This is a genomic window from Pedobacter sp. R20-19 (assembly GCF_000708265.2).
Lineage (GTDB): Bacteria > Bacteroidota > Bacteroidia > Sphingobacteriales > Sphingobacteriaceae > Pedobacter.
In genome coordinates this window covers 251,137-267,806 of the sequence record NZ_JCKI01000003.1, presented here as the reverse complement: position 1 = coordinate 267,806, position 16,670 = coordinate 251,137, and the positions used below count along the sequence as shown (strand labels likewise).

Annotated in this window: 17 protein-coding genes; 8 read left to right on the top strand and 9 right to left on the bottom strand. The window is 36.3% G+C overall.

Features of this window, described 5'->3' with window-relative positions; genetic code table 11:
* Positions 1–38 precede the first annotated feature (38 nt).
* Together AN34_RS08780 and priA are read left to right on the top strand one after the other, a co-directional pair.
* Positions 39–425 (top strand): DUF423 domain-containing protein, encoded by a 387-nt coding sequence (locus tag AN34_RS08780; protein WP_029284390.1) that lies wholly within the window; start codon positions 39–41, stop codon positions 423–425.
* Positions 425–2,905 carry a primosomal protein N' gene (priA, locus tag AN34_RS08775; RefSeq protein ID WP_029284388.1) on the top strand — a complete coding sequence of 827 codons (2,481 nt, stop codon included), beginning with the start codon at positions 425–427 and terminating at the stop codon, positions 2,903–2,905. Before AN34_RS08780 ends, priA begins: the two co-directional genes overlap by 1 nt.
* On the opposite strand, the gene AN34_RS08770 is transcribed toward priA, so the two are convergent.
* Complete coding sequence (locus AN34_RS08770; RefSeq protein ID WP_029284386.1) at positions 2,902–3,579, bottom strand: hypothetical protein; 678 nt, start codon at positions 3,577–3,579, stop codon at positions 2,902–2,904. The two genes, priA and AN34_RS08770, sit on opposite strands and share 4 nt — an antisense overlap.
* Positions 3,580–3,763: 184 nt before the next feature.
* Between AN34_RS08770 and AN34_RS08765 the strand changes: the two genes are divergently transcribed.
* Complete coding sequence (locus AN34_RS08765) at positions 3,764–4,420, top strand: protein-L-isoaspartate(D-aspartate) O-methyltransferase (protein WP_029284384.1); 657 nt, start codon at positions 3,764–3,766, stop codon at positions 4,418–4,420.
* A 104-nt stretch (positions 4,421–4,524) separates the two neighbouring features.
* Here AN34_RS08765 and smpB read toward each other — a convergent pair whose 3' ends face one another.
* On the bottom strand, positions 4,525–4,974 hold the full coding sequence (gene smpB, locus AN34_RS08760) for an SsrA-binding protein (RefSeq protein ID WP_029284382.1): 450 nt from the start codon (positions 4,972–4,974) through the stop codon (positions 4,525–4,527).
* A gap of 219 nt (positions 4,975–5,193) precedes the next feature.
* Between smpB and AN34_RS08755 the strand changes: the two genes are divergently transcribed.
* Positions 5,194–5,673, top strand: coding sequence for a redoxin domain-containing protein (locus tag AN34_RS08755; RefSeq protein ID WP_029284380.1), 480 nt, complete (start codon positions 5,194–5,196; stop codon positions 5,671–5,673).
* A gap of 1 nt (position 5,674) precedes the next feature.
* Here the strand turns inward: AN34_RS08755 and AN34_RS08750 are convergent, their stop codons facing one another.
* Entirely contained in the window at positions 5,675–7,537 is a 1,863-nt protein-coding gene (locus tag AN34_RS08750) for an Nramp family divalent metal transporter (RefSeq protein ID WP_029284378.1), read from the bottom strand.
* Positions 7,524–8,186: a metal-dependent transcriptional regulator gene (locus AN34_RS08745; RefSeq protein ID WP_029284376.1), complete on the bottom strand. Its 663-nt coding sequence runs from the start codon at positions 8,184–8,186 to the stop codon at positions 7,524–7,526. The genes AN34_RS08750 and AN34_RS08745 overlap by 14 nt, the downstream gene beginning before the upstream one ends.
* 126 nt (positions 8,187–8,312) lie before the next feature.
* On the opposite strand from AN34_RS08745, the gene AN34_RS08740 reads away from it, so the two are divergent.
* On the top strand, positions 8,313–8,783 hold the full coding sequence (locus AN34_RS08740; protein WP_029284374.1) for an Lrp/AsnC family transcriptional regulator: 471 nt from the start codon (positions 8,313–8,315) through the stop codon (positions 8,781–8,783).
* A 235-nt stretch (positions 8,784–9,018) separates the two neighbouring features.
* Here the strand turns inward: AN34_RS08740 and AN34_RS08735 are convergent, their stop codons facing one another.
* The 3 genes from AN34_RS08735 to AN34_RS08725 all read right to left on the bottom strand — a co-directional run bounded on the left by AN34_RS08735 (position 9,019) and on the right by AN34_RS08725 (position 10,952).
* Entirely contained in the window at positions 9,019–9,675 is a 657-nt protein-coding gene (locus AN34_RS08735; protein WP_029284372.1) for an alpha/beta hydrolase, read from the bottom strand.
* A complete protein-coding gene (gene ung, locus AN34_RS08730; protein WP_029284370.1) occupies positions 9,675–10,355 on the bottom strand; it encodes a uracil-DNA glycosylase in 681 nt (226 codons plus the stop codon). Before ung ends, AN34_RS08735 begins: the two co-directional genes overlap by 1 nt.
* A 78-nt stretch (positions 10,356–10,433) precedes the next feature.
* Positions 10,434–10,952 carry a thioredoxin family protein gene (locus AN34_RS08725; RefSeq protein WP_029284367.1) on the bottom strand — a complete coding sequence of 173 codons (519 nt, stop codon included), beginning with the start codon at positions 10,950–10,952 and terminating at the stop codon, positions 10,434–10,436.
* Between the two features lie 115 nt (positions 10,953–11,067).
* Here AN34_RS08725 and AN34_RS08720 point away from each other — a divergent pair, with 115 nt between their 5' ends.
* From AN34_RS08720 to AN34_RS08710, 3 genes are all read left to right on the top strand, one after another.
* Complete coding sequence (locus AN34_RS08720) at positions 11,068–11,607, top strand: DUF2892 domain-containing protein (RefSeq protein ID WP_029284365.1); 540 nt, start codon at positions 11,068–11,070, stop codon at positions 11,605–11,607.
* 150 nt (positions 11,608–11,757) lie between these two features.
* The gene (locus AN34_RS08715; protein ID WP_029284363.1) at positions 11,758–13,005 is read left to right on the top strand and encodes a sodium:proton antiporter; all 1,248 of its coding nucleotides are present in this window, start codon (positions 11,758–11,760) and stop codon (positions 13,003–13,005) included.
* 889 nt (positions 13,006–13,894) lie between these two features.
* The gene (locus tag AN34_RS08710; RefSeq protein ID WP_029284361.1) at positions 13,895–14,449 is read left to right on the top strand and encodes a pyridoxamine 5'-phosphate oxidase family protein; all 555 of its coding nucleotides are present in this window, start codon (positions 13,895–13,897) and stop codon (positions 14,447–14,449) included.
* 92 nt (positions 14,450–14,541) lie between these two features.
* Here the strand turns inward: AN34_RS08710 and AN34_RS08705 are convergent, their stop codons facing one another.
* Both AN34_RS08705 and lysS read right to left on the bottom strand, forming a co-directional pair.
* Positions 14,542–14,754 carry a hypothetical protein gene (locus AN34_RS08705; RefSeq protein WP_029284359.1) on the bottom strand — a complete coding sequence of 71 codons (213 nt, stop codon included), beginning with the start codon at positions 14,752–14,754 and terminating at the stop codon, positions 14,542–14,544.
* A 120-nt stretch (positions 14,755–14,874) separates the two neighbouring features.
* Complete coding sequence (gene lysS, locus AN34_RS08700) at positions 14,875–16,584, bottom strand: lysine--tRNA ligase (protein WP_029284357.1); 1,710 nt, start codon at positions 16,582–16,584, stop codon at positions 14,875–14,877.
* Positions 16,585–16,670: the final 86 nt, after the last annotated feature.

Below are 16,670 nucleotides of genomic sequence, written 5' to 3'. Positions count from 1 at the left end.
ATTTATTAATTTAGCCATTGCTTCAGGCAAAAATACCTATGAATAAACGAATAATACTTACTGCTTCTTTTTTCGGATTTGTTGCTGTTTTGCTAGGTGCATTTGGTGCTCATGCATTAAAGGCATTGGTAGATGGTTCATCATTAGAAATCTGGCAAAAAGGCGTTAATTATCAATTCTATCATACTTTTGCCTTATTATATTTATCAACATTTGCCCGTTACAGAAACAAGCTGATCAATATTGCTTATTTTTGTTTTACCTTCGGAATCATCCTGTTTTCCGGTTCACTTTATCTACTGGCTACGCGAAATATTCTGCATTTAGATTTTGTGAATTTAATTGGTCCTTTAACACCAATTGGAGGATTGCTGTTTGTTTTGGGTTGGATTATGTTGTTTTTTGCTGCAATTAAAGATAAATAATGGAAACTTTTGAGAACGATATTTTTGCAGAGAGAGAAACACTTTTTGTGGAAGTGATTTTGCCTTTATCTTTGGCGATAAACTATACCTACAGAATTCCTTTTGATTTAAATGATCAGGTTGCAATTGGTAAAAGGGTAGTAGTTCAATTTGGGAAACATAAAATTTATTCTGCCTTAATAAGTGGGATTTCTAAAAACCCGCCTACAGCTTACGAAGCCAAATATATTATTGATGTAATTGATGCCGAACCTATTGTAACCGCCACTCAACTCAAGTTCTGGACTTGGATGACCAACTATTACATGTGTAATGAGGGCGATGTAATGACTGCTGCTTTGCCAGCCAGCTTAAAACTGGCCAGTGAAACCATTCTTATGCTCTCTGAAAACTTTAGTGAAGATGTAGTGCTAAATGATAAGGAAGAATTGATCATCACTACGCTTAAAAAGCAGGAAAAGTTAACGGTTAATGATGTTTCAAAGCTTTTAGGTCAGAAAACGATTTACCCAATTATTAATAACCTGTTAGAAAAGGAACTGATTTTGGTGGCTGAAGAGGTGGTGCAGAAATATAAACCATTGCTTAAATCCTTCGTTCTGCTAAATGATTTTTATAATGATCAGGAAAATTTAAAGCAACTTTTCAGTGTTTTAGAACGTGCACCTAAACAGTTAGATGCATTGCTGGCTTATCTTAAACTACAAAAATCTACTCAACCGATTTCTAAGGAACAACTTTTAGAAGAAAGTAATTGCGGAGCTGGCGCTTTAAAAGCTTTGATTGATAAGGATATTTTCATTATAACCAAAAAGCCTATAAGTCGTTTGGCTGCGAACGATGAAGAATTTAGTGTAAATTTTAAGCTCAGCGAATCACAGGAACTGGCACTTACGAAGGTTAATGAGCACTTTAAAGAAAAGGATGTGGTATTGCTGCATGGTGTTACAGCATCTGGAAAAACGCAGGTTTATATTAAGCTGATTGAAGAAATTATTCAACATGCAAATGGTCAGGTTTTATTTTTATTACCAGAAATTGCGCTTACTACTCAGATCGTTGAACGGATTAAGCGTTATTTTGGCAATGCCATTGGCGTATATCATTCGAAATTTAACAATAGCGAAAGAGTAGAAATCTGGAATAAGGTTAGAACAGGTGCATTTAAAGTTATTCTTGGTGCGCGTTCAGCTGTTTTTCTTCCCTTTCAAAATCTAAAATTAATTGTGGTTGATGAAGAGCATGAACCTTCATACAAACAATATGACCCTGCGCCGAGATACCAGGCACGGGATGCTTCCATTTACCTGGCTCACCTGCATCAGGCCAAGGTCGTACTGGGATCAGCTACTCCATCTCTTGAAAGTTATTATAACGCTTTACAGGGTAAATACGGCCTGGTAGAAATGAAAGAAAGATTTGGTGGCGTGCAGCTGCCGCTTCAGCAGGTGGTAAGTATTTCTGAGGAAACCAAAAAGAAAACCATGGTTTCCTATTTTTCAAGTGTATTGATTAAGGATATAGATTTGGCACTTTCTAAAAAGGAGCAGATTGTACTTTTTCAAAACAGAAGGGGTTATGCTACTATTTTAATTTGTGCAACTTGCGGATATACGCCCAAGTGTGTGAATTGTGATGTTAGTTTAACGTATCATAAAAGCAGTGGCAAACTACATTGCCATTATTGTGGTTATCAGCAAAGCAGTGTAAATATTTGTCCGGCCTGTGGCTCTGTACATGTAGAGCAAAAGGGTTTCGGTACAGAAAGGATAGAAGAGGAACTGAAATTATTGTACCCTGATGTTTCCATTGCCAGGCTGGATATGGATAGCACCAGAACAAAAAATGGATTACAGCAAATTCTAAATGACTTTCAGGATAAAAAAACCGATATTTTAATTGGTACGCAAATGGTGGCCAAAGGGTTGGATTTTGATAACTTAAATTTAATCGGCGTAATTAATGCAGATACGCTGTTAGGTTATCCTGATTTTAGGGCTTATGAAAGAAGCTACCAGTTATTGGCACAAGTAGCTGGCCGGGCAGGCAGGAGAGCTGATCAGGGGAGCGTATGTATCCAAACATATGATGCCGGAAACCGGATCATCAAACAGGTGGTGGAGAATGATTATGAAGGCATGTATCATGATGAAATTGCGGAGCGGGAGAAGTTCCTGTATCCTCCGTTTTCAAGAATGATCTTTCTCTATATCAAACATAAAGATTCGCATGTGCTGGATCATGCCGCACTTACCCTGGCCAATATTTTGAAAGCAAAATTTGGAAAACGGGTACTGGGGCCAGAGCAACCATTGGTAAGCCGGGTGCGTAACCTATACATTAAACAGGTAATTATCAAAGCAGATAAGCATACCGCTATTCAAAAGGTTAAGGATGCTTTACGAGAAACCCTCACAAAGTTTAATGCTACAAAAGAATTCAAGGGTGTTTTTATGCAGATTGATGTAGATCCCTATTAGTTTTTTCCATTTAAACTAAATTGCAAACCTACGGAAACCGGATTTAATAAAAACTCCCATTTTTTATAGGTAGTAACTGTTCTGGCCACACCACCAGTTTCAGTGATATCTTGCTTTTCGTAAGAATAGTAGAAATCCAGATTGCTCTCGGCGTAGAAGTTTAATTGAGGAAGAATATTCACTTTTAGGCCAATTAAAGGTGTTAATACCAAGCCATTTTTGCTGGCATCAGCAGTTTGTGTTACATTACTGGCCATTGGATTGCGTTGCGCAATAGTACCTGTGAAACGATTGGAGCGGTAGCCTAAGTCGAAACCAAAATAAGGTTGGATTTTTGAATAATTAAAGTTTTTTTCGAAACCAATTTTGAAAGAGTAATCGGTAACTTTTCCATTCGCAATCTCACAGGTAGCGCAGGTATTATCAAACTGGATGTCATCCCTGTAATAAGCTCCACTAATGCGATAGCTGATCTGGTTATCATTAAATTTAAGCATGGCTCCATTGGCGAATGCTTTGGTATAATCCTGAGTATTGGTTTGATTTAATATTTTTGGCAATTGCATTAAGCTAAATGCTCGAAAACCTATAGTGTAATTATAGTCGGCTCCAGTTTGTGCAAAGGATGTTAATGAGATAAATAGCGTAAATAAACTAAGTAATATTTTCTTCATATATAATGATACTGATTTTCTTGCAAATTTGTTGATCCCAAAAGTAGAAATAATTCCGCACTTCAGTATTATGATTGAACCAAACTTATGAATAGAATATTTAGCTTTTGATTTTCTGCAACTTAGGCTAATGTGGATTTCTTTATCTTGTATCACCATATAAAAAAGCTAATTTTGAGACTTCATGGCCTATAAATTTGTTGATAATTACCGAGAGCGTGGTGCGAGAAAGAAACTGGTAGAACTGTTACGATCTCGCGGAATTGAAGATGAGCATGTATTAAAAGCAATGGGTAAGGTTCCCCGTCATTTCTTTTTTGATGAAACTTTCTGGAATCAAGCTTACAAAGATATTGCTTTCCCTATAGGAGATGGACAAACCATTTCACAACCTTATACCGTGGCTTATCAAAGCGAGCTGCTGCACATTAAAAAAGGCGATAAAGTTTTGGAAATAGGAACGGGCTCAGGCTATCAAACTTGTGTTTTAATGGAGCTTGGTGCCAATGTAGTTACCATAGAAAGACAGCAAAATATTTATAACCGTACAATTCAGGTTTTGCCTGGCATGGGTTATAAACCCATTTTCTGTTGTGGCGATGGCTCCAAAGGCGTGGCAGAACACGCGCCTTATGATAAGATTATTGTAACCGCCGGTGCGCCATTGGTTCCCGAAATTTTATTAAAGCAACTTAAAATCGGAGGGATTTTAGTCATTCCGGTGGGTGACGAAAAAACGCAGAAAATGGTTACGGTGATCAGGGTAAGCGAAACCGATTATGAAAAAATAGTGCTAGACACCTTCAGGTTTGTGCCTTTAGTCGGCGATCAAGCATGGTAATTATAGTTGGGAGTTTTGAGTCTTTAGTAGGGATTATTGGGTCTATTCGACTCCCTTTTAGATTAATGACTTAAAACTCTAAACTCACAACTCCAAACTTAATACTACCTTTTCATCGCCCGATCCAGCTCACGTTTGGTATCTCTATCTTTAATGCTATCGCGTTTGTCAAATTCCTTCTTACCCTGTGCCAAAGCAATTTCAATTTTTGCGAAACCACGTTCATTTACAAAAATACGAAGGGGTACAATCGTATAGCCTTTTTCTTCGCCTTTTAATTTCAGTTTTCTGATTTCTTTTTTTTGAAGAAGTAATGCCCGGTCTCTCTTAATATCATGATGATAAAATGAGCTGTGGCTATATTCAGAAACATGCAAATTTCTTACGTAGAGGTTGCCGCCTATAAACATGCAAAATGCATCGGTCATATTGGCTTTTCCTTGCCTGATTGCTTTTATTTCAGTTCCTAAAAGCGCAATTCCGGCTACGTATTTATCCAGTAAATTGTAATCGAAATAGGCTCTTTTATTTTTTATATTAATGTCGTTTTTCAAAGCTAGTATTGTTATTAATGGTTGCAGCAAATGGCGCTACATTTATCCAGACTTATTTGCCGGGCTGCAAATATCTTAAAAATTGATGTGATATCGTGATTTTATTCAATATCATCATCGGCTAAATTAACAAATAGAAAGTTCATCTGTTTGTAAAAGCTGAAAGGAATATGATTATCTTGCTCATAAATCAATTATGTTTGGGTTTAAACTTTAAAAATGAAATTTAAAAACTTTCTCTTAGTTCTTCTTCTAGCCATCACATTTCAGGTTAAAGCGCAACAGCCTAGTTTGCTACCTCAGTTTACTTTCTTCAAATTGGATGGTAAATCATTTTCTAACAAGGATTTAAAACAGGGTAAGCAAAATTTATTTATTCTTTTCGATTGTACCTGCGAGCATTGCCAACGGGAGATGAAAGCCTTAAACGCGAATTATGCTCAATTCAAGAAAGCCAATATCTATCTGATCACTTTGGATGAAGCTTATATTATTCCACAGTTTTTTAATACCTATGCCAAAGGGTTAAATACAAAGCCGAATGTAACTGTGATGCAAGATAAAAACCAGATGTTTATTCCCGCATTTCTTCCAAAAATGTATCCTGCAATGTACTTGTATTCATCTACTAATAAATTATTGGTTTATAACTCCGGTGATGGTGGCATTAAAAAAATAATGAAAGTCATCAATAAATAAGTTATCGGATAATGAGTACGGGGATGTTAACTTTATGTCTAACTGAGTTAACTGTCGTTCCAAAAATCAAATCTTTTAAACCCTTGTGTCCATGAGCACCCATTACTAAAAGCTCCAGTTCATTTTTATTGCTGATTTCTGCTATCGCCTTTGCTGTGCTTCCAAAGCCAATAAATGGTGTAGAATCAAATCCTAAATCTTCCAGATTAATTCTGTATTTCTCCAGGTTTTTGGCATCACTTTCTGTTTCATGATCCATTACTTCCTGACCATGGTACCGTGCGGCAGCAGTTTCTACCACATGAATTAAGTAATAATGTGCATCCTTACCACCTTGAATGAGGGCATGCCTGATCGTGTTGCCATCATTTTTGGAAAAGTCTACTGCAATACCAATTCTGTTATAACTGATTTTTTCAATTTTACCAATATCGAGCGCATTGCCATGGGGAACCATTTGCCTCTCCCGGTTTTTCTTCTCAATTAATGGATGGAAAAAGACATACAATAGCAAAAACACAATAAAAATTAATGCAGGTACCACTATAACGTAAATCCACCAGTTATTAGCACTCTGAGCCCAGCCACTTATTTCTTCTATAACTAATTTTACGTTTAATGCGATAATGGTTACCGCACTTGCCCATGCTAAAACTTTTACCCAGGTTTTGATGGCGAAATCCTTCATCAGATTTTTATCTGAATTGAAGTGAATTAATGGAATAACAGCAAAGCCTAGTTGCAAACTTAACACCACCTGACTTAAAACCAGTAAGCCACCAAGCGCATCATCCCCATAGTGTAAAATGGTGAAAAATGCTGGAATAATGGCTAGTAAACGGGTAATCAATCTGCGTAACCAAGGCTGAATACGAAGATTGATGTGGCCTTCCATAATAATCTGACCCGCTAATGTACCCGTAACAGTTGAGCTTTGGCCGGCAGCGATTAATGCAATCGCAAATAGGGTTGGGGCTATGTTTCCGAAGATATTAGAAAGCAATTTATGTGCATCCTGAATCTCTGCCACCTCATGCAAACCGTTTTTATAAAAGGCGGCTGCTGCCAGTATTAAGATAGCTGCATTTACGAAGAACGCTAGATTTAAGGCAACGGTGGTATCAATCAGGTTAAATTTCAAAGCTTCTTTAATGCCTTTATTACTGCGCTCTATTTTTCTGGTTTGAACCAGTGATGAATGCAGGTAAAGATTGTGCGGCATAACGGTTGCCCCAATAATTCCAATGGCAATGTATAATGCATCTCCATTAAGTACAGAGGGTTCAAATCCTTTTGCAATTTCCTTTAAAGAGGGTTCTACAATAAACATTTCCACCAGGAAAGATATACCTACAATAAAAACCATAGATACAATAAACCCTTCCATGGCCCGCATGCCTTTATTTAGCAGGAATAATAGTAATATGGTGTCAAAAATAGTAATCGAAATTCCCCAAATTAAGGGCAGGCCAAAGAGCAATTGCAAACCAATAGCCATTCCGATGATTTCTGCCAGATCACATGCAATGATAGCCGTTTGTGCTAAGCCAAATAGCGGAATATTGGCCCAACGTGGATAAGCTTGTTTAGAGGCTTGTGCCAGATCTAAACCTCTGACAATGCCAAGTCTTGCACTTAGTGACTGAAGCAGTAGTGCAATAAGGTTCGACATCAATAGCACCCAAATCAGCTGGTAACCAAATTTGCTTCCTCCGGCTAAATCGGTTGCCCAGTTTCCTGGATCCATGTAACCAACACTAATTAAATAGGCCGGTCCAATAAATGCTAAAATTCGTCGCCAGCCTTTTCTTTTACTCGTATTTACGCTCTGATGTACTTCGCTAAGCGATTCAGTTTTTGCCATTACTGCTTGTTAAAATGTGTTTTGCTACTTCTCTACTGATATTGATTTGCTTCCCGGCGATCAGGATTTCTACTGACCCATCGAAATCGGTAACATCACTAATTTCAATTTGTTTGCCCAGGGTTAATCCCAATTTTTCCAGATGCTTTAAAAAAGCAGAACTGTGCTGACTTACGCCTGTAATCGTGCCTTGATCACCAATTTTTAAATCAATTAGTTTGGTAAATTGTGTTTTCGCAAAGCGCCCGTTCTTATCTGGGATAGGATCGCCGTGTGGATCTGACTTTGGAAAACCTAAAAATTCATCAAGCCTTTCTATCAGTGCAGTAGATTTAATATGTTCAAGTTCTTCAGCAACATCATGTACTTCATCCCATTTAAAATTAAGCTTGTCTACTAAAAAAACCTCCCATAAACGGTGTTTGCGCACAATCTCAATTGCTGCGTTTCTTCCTTTTTCGGTTAGGGTCACACCTTGATATTTGATATAATCCACAAAGCCTTTTTCAGCTAATTTCTTAATCATATCGGTTACAGATGCAGGTTTGGTTTGCATCTGCTCTGCGATGGCATTGGTTTGAACGTTACCTGTTTTTTCTGCTAAGTGGTAAATTATCTTTAAGTAATTCTCCTCAGTGAAACTTTGCATTTATATTTATCTAATTATATTTTTAGGTAAATCTAAAAATTATTTTTTAAAATTTATTAGATAAATTATGTTAAAATTTAGAATTTTATTTGGTTATGTTTGTGTTCTCAATACCTTTGAATTTATATGGCATCAGAATTAGATAAAATTGATTTTAAAATTTTAAGAATTTTACAAGAAAATGGTCGCATTACTAATTTGCTACTGTCACAGGAAATTGGATTATCTCCGGCTCCAACATTAGAACGTGTTCGTAAATTGGAAACAGCTGGTTTTATCAAAAGCTATCATGCCTTAGTAGATGAAGAGAAACTTGGTTTGGGCATTAAAACTTTTATCCAGATTCAACTTGATTTCCATAAGAATAATACCATTCAAATCTTTTTGGATGAAGTGAATCAGATCAAGGAAATTACAGAATGCCATCATGTTACCGGTCAGGCAGATTTCCTTTTAAAAGTATACGTGAAGGATATTAAATCTTATGAGCGTTTAATTATGGAGAAGATTAGTAAAATTTCTGTAGTTAAAACTTTTCAAACGATGATGATCATGTCGACTACAAAGAAGGAACCTATTGTACCCTTGGAGTATTAAACCCCAAACCCCTGAAGGGGCTTTTCCTGGCGATCGTTATTTAGAATCATTAAGGGAAGCAACTTAATAATATGGATTGTGCAAGAGAGATTGCTTCGTCGTTCCTCCTCGCAAAGACGTCCATCTCGTGGATTCGTAATTGCGAACCGAAGGGTAGGACTTAGTAATGGAGTGAAGCAATCTAATTCTTGAAAAGAGATTGTTTCGTCGTTCCTCCTCGCATTGACAAAACCGATTAAATGAACTTCGAGATTAATTTATTAATGATTTCTGAAATCTTCCTTGCATTCTGATAAATCATAAAATGCGTTCCTTTATTAATTATATAATCGACTTTTGCGGCTTTGGAATATAAAATTCTATCACTCTTACCGTGAATTTGAACAAGATTATTTGGTTTAATTGCGTTTTGCCAAGTAATAATACTACCAATTGCCCATTTCAAAAATTTCGGATTAGTGTCTGCTATAATTTTGCTTAATAATATTTTCTCTTCGATTGTATTTGCCCCAAAAAAATAATTTCCTGTAATTTTATTAGATGATTTTAATATCCATGATGGTATGAGTTTAATTAAACCAAATTTCCCGACTAGGCGATACATAAATGGCAATTCATCACTTAAAACGGTGCTGGATATTACAAGTGTTAGCTTTGGATTTAATGTTTTAGCCATTTCTACGGCAATCATTCCTCCAAATGAAACACCTACCAATATAAATGGTGATGAGACATCTACGATTTCACTTAATCGTTTTGCATAATCTGGAAGTGATTCTTTTTTTAATGGTTTAATCCATTCTACATGAATGACATGAATCCGTTCATCAAGTTTGATTCTAGAAAAAATCCTTTTATCGGCACCTAAACCACTAATAAAATAAGCGTTCATTAAGCCGGTAATTTCCAGTCAATAGGTGCCAAATTATTCTGGATGAGCAACTGATTTGCTTTCGAGAAATGTCTGGATCCAAAGAAACCGTTATAGGCAGAAAAAGGAGAGGGGTGAGCTGCTGTAAGTACATAGTGCTTTTTTTGATCAATTATCGAAGCCTTTTGCTGTGCATATTTTCCCCAAAGTAAAAAAACAATATGTTCACGTTTTTCAGAAAGGGATTTTATAATCTCATCGGTAAAGATTTCCCATCCACGATTCTGGTGAGATCCGGCTTCAGAGGCACGAACAGTTAATGTGGCGTTTAAAAGCAATACTCCTTGTTCTGCCCAATGCATTAAATTTCCATGTTTTGGTGCCCTAAAGCCTTCAATATCACTTTCTAATTCCTTATAAATGTTTTTTAAAGAAGGTGGAACTGTCATGCCACGTTGTACGGAAAATGATAGGCCATGCGCCTGACCAACTCCATGATAGGGATCCTGACCTAAAATAACAACATTAACATGGTCAAATGGTGTGGTGTTTAATGCTTTAAATATATCTTGTCCTTTCGGATATACTGTTGCACCTTTTTCCTTTTCCTCTTTTAAGAAAGATTTTAGATTTTTCATGTAATCTTTCTCAAATTCTTGATCTAAAACGGCTAACCAACCGGGTTCTAATGCAGCAGACATAATAATTTGTACTTTGTAATTAAATAAATTTAAAAGCGATATAGGTAAGGGTATTAACCTCAATCAGAGAGAGATAGTTTATTGTTTCTTTTTATAAATAGCCAATAAATCTCCTTCAAGTGTTGTTTTTGGACCTTCAATAATTCTGCCCAATTCTATTCCTTTTTGATCATAAATAATAAATGTAGGAACCATTTTAATATCCATGCCATCTATGATTCCATTTTCAGCTTTCTTATTTCCGTCAACCGCAATAAATTCAATATTTTTTTCTTTAAAATGTAATGCATCCATAATCTTTAAAAAGTTTGGAACATTTACTTTACTATCTCCACACCAGGTACCGAAAACGATTTTTATTTTTTCCTTTTTAACCAGCTTTTTTAATTCAATCATGGTGGCAGCGTCTGGAGTATATGCTGCATACAATGGTTCATACATCTCCTTAAATTCTGGAAATGTTGCCATGCCCTCTCGTGTGCAGGCGTTGATTAGGATATCTTTATTATGAACCTGATCATGTATTTTTTTATTGACTTCTTGTGCGGAAACATTCATTGCTGATATGATTAATATAATAGATAGGAGTTTGTTCATGTTAAAAAAGAGAATTGTTGTATGAGTGAAATTTTTAATGAAATTATTGTTTTAAAAACTAAATTCTGCCATTTAAAAACGATATTTGCAAAAAAAAATAATTAGAATAAAATTTATGCCAAATATTATCAGATTAATTGCGGGGTTTGCTTTACTGGGTGGCGCAGTAGCTTTATTTATTTTCGGTTTTTGGCCTTGGGGCATTGTGGCCATTTTACTGGGCATAATTGTATTGGTAACTTATTTCTTTAATGAAAACATGCTATTGGCACAATGGTTTTTAAGAAAAGACAATATGCCAAAAGCCAAAATGTTTCTGGATCGAATTACCAATTATGAAAGTCAGTTAATTAAAGTTCAACATGGATATTATAATTTATTGGTGGGTTTAATTGAAAGTAGAACAGCGCCAATGAAGTCTGAAAAATACTTTAAAACTGCTTTAAGTTTAGGGATGCAAATGGATCATAATATTGCATTGGCTAAATTGAGTCTTGCTGGAATTGCCATGGCGAAGCGTAATAAACGTGAGGCTACGCTTTATCTTGCTGAAGCTAAGAAGGCAGATAAGAACAAGTTATTAGCAGATCAGATTAAACAAATGAAAGATCAGATGGGCATGATGGATAAGCAACAACAAGTTCGTTATCGCTAATTCAATATCTTATTATATAGAAAGGAGTCAAATTTATTTGTCTCCTTTTTTTATGTCCATAAATGGTGTTCGATGTCATAATCTAAATATAATTTTAGACGAGTCGAAATTTTTTAATATTTTGGGGGTTTACCGGTACTCATTACTATTATGGAATTATATTACTCCTTTTCGGTGCTTATTGTTTTAGCATCATTTTTCTCTTATTTAAACCTCCGATACCTAAAACTACCATCCACTATAGGAATTATGATCATTGCTATGATCAGTTCAATCGTATTGGTTTTAACCGGTAGTTTATTTCCAAAAACCTTCGATCATTTTTCTACATTACTGCAAGATGTTGATTTTACTGAAGTATTGATGGGGGCAATGTTAAACTTTTTGTTATTTGCCGGTGCCATTCATATTAACCTGGTTGATTTAAGAGAGCAAAGGGCACCTGTGATTATATTCTCAACAGTGAGTGTAGTCATTTCTACTTTTGCTGTTGGTGCATTGGTTTTTTATATTGCACCATTCTTCGGGTTTAAAATTCCTTTTATTTATTCGCTGTTGTTTGGCGCACTGATTTCCCCAACTGATCCTATTGCTGTTATGGGGGTATTGAAGGATGCCAATGTACGTAAGTCACTGGAAACGAAAGTTGCAGGTGAATCTTTATTTAATGATGGTGTTGCCGTAGTGATCTTTGCTGTGATCCTTCAATTGGCACAAGGTAGTGATATTGATATCAGTGCGACTAACATTTCATGGTTATTAATTAAGGAAGCTTTGGGTGGTTTTGCTTTAGGAACTATTTTAGGTTTAGGGGCTTCCAATGCCATGCGAAAAATTGATGACTATAAAGTTTCAGTTTTAATTACTTTGTCAGTTGTAATGGGCGGGTACCTGATAGCACATTCCATTCATATTTCCGGGCCGCTCACCATGGTGGCTGCTGGGATTGTAATTGGTAACTATGGTAAAAGAACAGCAATGTCTGCCGTTACAAAAGATTACCTCAACAAATTCTGGGAGTTAATTGATGAGATTTTGAATGCCATTTTATTCCTGTTTATTGGATTTGAATTGCTGATCATTCATAACATTACCGACTATTGGTTAATTGGTTTATGTTGTATCATCATTGTATTGTTCTCCAGGTTCTTATCTATTTATATTCCGGTGGTTCTTATTCCGTTTAAAAACAAATTTAGCAGTGGTACCATTAAAGTTCTGGTTTGGGGAGGTTTACGTGGAGGGGTTTCCATTGCCTTGGTTTTATCTATGGATGAAGGACCATATAAACCCTTGTTGGTAGGAATTACCTATTTCGTAGTGGTATTCTCTATTATTGTTCAGGGTTTAACGGTGGGTAAATTGGCTAAGAGAGTGCTGTCTGTAGAAGAGGTTTAGTGTGTTTGAAGGTTAGGACATGGGGATTCTACTTTCAACTTGATTTTATGGCACTAGCGATAATACGCTTGCTGTCATGATGAAGTATGAAGCATCTCTAACTTATGGAATTTGGAAGTTCATTCATTCACTGTATTAAATCCCAGGGTTACTGCAATTACTTGTTTTTTAATAGGTTTTATTTTGTCCTAGCCAGACGGGCTCTCTTCTTTGGGCAACCAAAGAAGCAAAGTTGCCAGCTCGCAATTTTTCTGTTTAAGTCAGTGGATGGGCTTGTTCATTGCTATCCCGAAAAATTGACCATGCCGGTTTAATAGCATAACGAAGAATCAGTGGTTTGGCCTAGTTGGATGGTACATCAATTTATATAATCCCTCACTTTCATACTAAGGCAAGAATCATCTGCAAAGATCCTCAATCAAGTTCAGGAGGACGGGCGAGGGGTGTTTGATGAATAAATTTTAACAGGTCGCTGTAATGCTGAAGTATGGAGCATCTCTAACTTATGGAATTTGGAAGTTCATTCATTCACTGTATTAAATTCTAGGGTTACTGGAATTACTTGTTTTTTAATAGGTTTTATTTTGTCCTAGCCAGACGGGCTCTCTTCTTTGGGCAACCAAAGAAGCAAAGTTGCCGGCTCGCAATTTTTCTGTTTAAGTCAGTGGATGGGCTTAGTCATTGCTATCCCGAAAAATTGACCATGCCGGTCTAATAGCAGAACGAAGAAACAGTGGTTTGGCCTAGTTGGATGGTACATCAATTATATAAACCCTCACTTTCATACTAAGGCAAGAATCATCTGCAAAGATCCCGAATCAAGTTCATTTATGAAATAGTTAAAACCAAATCAAAAAATATTTTGTAGTCTATAGAAAATCTTATACCTATGGCAACATCACAAGAAGGAAGTACAAATAATACTCAGGAAGAAGGCAACATTCAGGATTTAGGCGGAAAAGAAGCCATTGAAAAGCTACGTGGTTTGGCAGAGAAAGCAGAAAGTTGCTTTTTTTGTACGAACATTAAAACAGGAGTACCTTTATCAGTAAGGCCTATGGCTATTCAACAGGTTGATGATGAAGGAAATCTTTGGTTCATGAGTTTAAAGGATAGTCATAAAAACGACGAAATTTCTTCAGATCCATTTACCCACCTTTTATTTCAGGCTAGTGCTCATTCTGGTTTCGTTAATATTTATGGGATCTCTGAAATTAGCCGAGACCAGGCAAAAATAGATGAACTTTGGTCTCCATTACTTAAAACCTGGTTTCAAGGGGGTAAGGATGATCCAAACATCACCCTCATCAAAGTTATTCCTTCTGAAGGATATTACTGGGATACTAAAAACGGCGCTGCAGTTGCTTTCTTAAAAATGGCAGCTTCTGTAGTAACCGGAAAAACAATGGATGATTCGATAGAGGGATCTTTAGATATCGACTAAAATGATTAAGGGTTAAAGGTTTGAAGTTGTACGTTCAGGTTTACCACATATTTGCGATGTTACACCGGAACTTATAACCCGAAACCTTTAACCTATTTATCATCTAAACTATCGTAGCCTTCCAACTCTTCTCTTTGAGATCTTTTGCTTAAGATATCATCATCTTCATGCTGTGATCTGGAGAAAAATAATGCTTCGGCCTGGATTCTTTTAATCAGTTGGCGAACCAAAGTTAAATCAAATGCATCTTTACTCAGTTTGATGCAATATTCTCTTTCGTTAATTTCTAAACTTGAAGTATTCATATGGCAATGATTTAATTATCAATTGCTGTAAATATAGAAAAGGCTTGCTAAACAGTTGTTAGCAAGCCTTTTAATTTTATGTTATGTTTTTGTTAAGATCAGTTACGCCCTGGCGTGTGTTTACTTATGCGAAAGGAACAATCCTTCATCAGTTTTGGCAACTTTTAAAATCCCTTTGGAAGTTAATGCTTTCAATGTGGTATCCCACTTTTTGTTACTCCAATCAGTTAACTTACTTTTAATATCAGTTAAAAGATGTTGCTCATCTTCAGTGATAAGTGAATAAAGTTCTGTTTCCTCAGCAGTCATCTCAATTTTCTTTTTCTCCGGACGCATTTGGGGGAAGAACAATACTTCCTGAATGGTACTTTGATTGGTCATTAACATTACAATACGATCGATACCGAAACCTAGACCTGAAGTAGGAGGCATACCATATTCTAATGCACGAACAAAATCATCGTCCATCGCCATGGCCTCAGCATCACCACGATCGGCAAGTGTTAACTGATCTTCAAAACGTTCTCTTTGATCAATAGGATCATTGAGCTCAGAATAGGCATTTCCAATTTCTTTACCATTTACGAAGATTTCAAAACGCTCTACTAAGCCTTCAGCTGAACGGTGCTTTTTGGCTAGTGGCGTCATCTCAATTGGATAATCTGTGATGAAGGTAGGCTGAATTAAGTTAGCCTCTACCTTTGCGCTAAAAATTTCGTCTACTAACTTACCACGACCCATGGTAGAATCAGTTTCAATATCTAAATCCTTACAAGTTTGAATCAGTTCATTTTCTGTCATGGCAGAAACATCTATGCCAGTATATTTGTGAATGGATTCATACATGGTAAGCTTCTCGTATGGCCCTTCAAAGTTAATGTCATTTTCACCTACCTTAACTACAGCAGATCCGTTGGTGGCTATAGCTACTTTCTCTAAACATTCTTCCACCATAGCCATCATCCAGATATAATCTTTATAGGCTACATAAATTTCCATAGAGGTGTATTCTGGATTATGTGTGCGGTCCATTCCTTCATTACGGAACATTTTACCGAACTCATAAACACCATCAAAACCTGCTACAATTAATCTTTTTAAATACAATTCATTTGCAATGCGCAAATAAAGTGGCATATCTAAGGTATTATGGTGGGTGGCAAAAGGACGTGCAGCTGCGCCGCCATGAATGGGCTGTAGAATTGGTGTTTCTACTTCCATCCAACCTTGATTATCGAAATAATTACGCATCGAGTTAATTACCTTGCTGCGTTTAATGAAAATCTGTTTGTAATCTGGATTTACCGTTAAATCTACATAACGCATGCGGTAACGCAATTCAGGGTTAGTGAAACCGTCATATACATTTCCAGCATCATCACGTTTTACTATGGGTAATGGACGTAATGATTTAGCTAAAACCTTAAATTCAGTAACATGGATAGAAATTTCTCCGGTTTGGGTAGTAAATACATAGCCCTTTACACCGATAAAATCTCCAATATCCAATAATTTTTTAAATACCGTGTTATATAGGGTTTTATCCTCGTCAGGACAAAGTTCATCTCTTTTTAAATAAACCTGGATACGGCCTGTTGAATCTTGTAATTCGGCAAATGATGCGGCACCCATGATGTTGCGGCCCATAATCCGGCCTGCTAAACTTACCGTCTTGTAAGCAGTTTTATCTTTTTCGTAATTAGCTAAAATATCTGCAGCAGTTACATTAACTTCATAAGCTTCTGCGGGATAAGGTTCTATACCTAATTGACGTAATTGTTTAAGTGATTCACGTCGTAATATTTCTTGTTCTGATAATCCTATACTCATTTCGGGTATTTTTTGCAAAAGTAATGATTTTGAAAATATAATTGCATCTGATCAAATATTTATCAGGCATTAAAAATCGATTTTAA

What these genes read in the sequence shown, in the direction of transcription:
- AN34_RS08780 (WP_029284390.1), top strand. Translation starts at nt 39, where the DNA reads ATGAATAAACGAATAATACTTACTGCTTCTTTTTTCGGATTTGTTGCT.
- priA (WP_029284388.1), top strand. Translation starts at nt 425, where the DNA reads ATGGAAACTTTTGAGAACGATATTTTTGCAGAGAGAGAAACACTTTTT.
- AN34_RS08770 (WP_029284386.1), bottom strand. Translation starts at nt 3,579, where the DNA reads ATGAAGAAAATATTACTTAGTTTATTTACGCTATTTATCTCATTAACA.
- AN34_RS08765 (WP_029284384.1), top strand. Translation starts at nt 3,764, where the DNA reads ATGGCCTATAAATTTGTTGATAATTACCGAGAGCGTGGTGCGAGAAAG.
- AN34_RS08755 (WP_029284380.1), top strand. Translation starts at nt 5,194, where the DNA reads ATGAAATTTAAAAACTTTCTCTTAGTTCTTCTTCTAGCCATCACATTT.
- AN34_RS08750 (WP_029284378.1), bottom strand. Translation starts at nt 7,537, where the DNA reads ATGGCAAAAACTGAATCGCTTAGCGAAGTACATCAGAGCGTAAATACG.
- AN34_RS08745 (WP_029284376.1), bottom strand. Translation starts at nt 8,186, where the DNA reads ATGCAAAGTTTCACTGAGGAGAATTACTTAAAGATAATTTACCACTTA.
- AN34_RS08740 (WP_029284374.1), top strand. Translation starts at nt 8,313, where the DNA reads ATGGCATCAGAATTAGATAAAATTGATTTTAAAATTTTAAGAATTTTA.
- AN34_RS08735 (WP_029284372.1), bottom strand. Translation starts at nt 9,675, where the DNA reads ATGAACGCTTATTTTATTAGTGGTTTAGGTGCCGATAAAAGGATTTTT.
- ung (WP_029284370.1), bottom strand. Translation starts at nt 10,355, where the DNA reads ATGTCTGCTGCATTAGAACCCGGTTGGTTAGCCGTTTTAGATCAAGAA.
- AN34_RS08725 (WP_029284367.1), bottom strand. Translation starts at nt 10,952, where the DNA reads ATGAACAAACTCCTATCTATTATATTAATCATATCAGCAATGAATGTT.
- AN34_RS08720 (WP_029284365.1), top strand. Translation starts at nt 11,068, where the DNA reads ATGCCAAATATTATCAGATTAATTGCGGGGTTTGCTTTACTGGGTGGC.
- AN34_RS08715 (WP_029284363.1), top strand. Translation starts at nt 11,758, where the DNA reads ATGGAATTATATTACTCCTTTTCGGTGCTTATTGTTTTAGCATCATTT.
- AN34_RS08710 (WP_029284361.1), top strand. Translation starts at nt 13,895, where the DNA reads ATGGCAACATCACAAGAAGGAAGTACAAATAATACTCAGGAAGAAGGC.
- AN34_RS08705 (WP_029284359.1), bottom strand. Translation starts at nt 14,754, where the DNA reads ATGAATACTTCAAGTTTAGAAATTAACGAAAGAGAATATTGCATCAAA.
- lysS (WP_029284357.1), bottom strand. Translation starts at nt 16,584, where the DNA reads ATGAGTATAGGATTATCAGAACAAGAAATATTACGACGTGAATCACTT.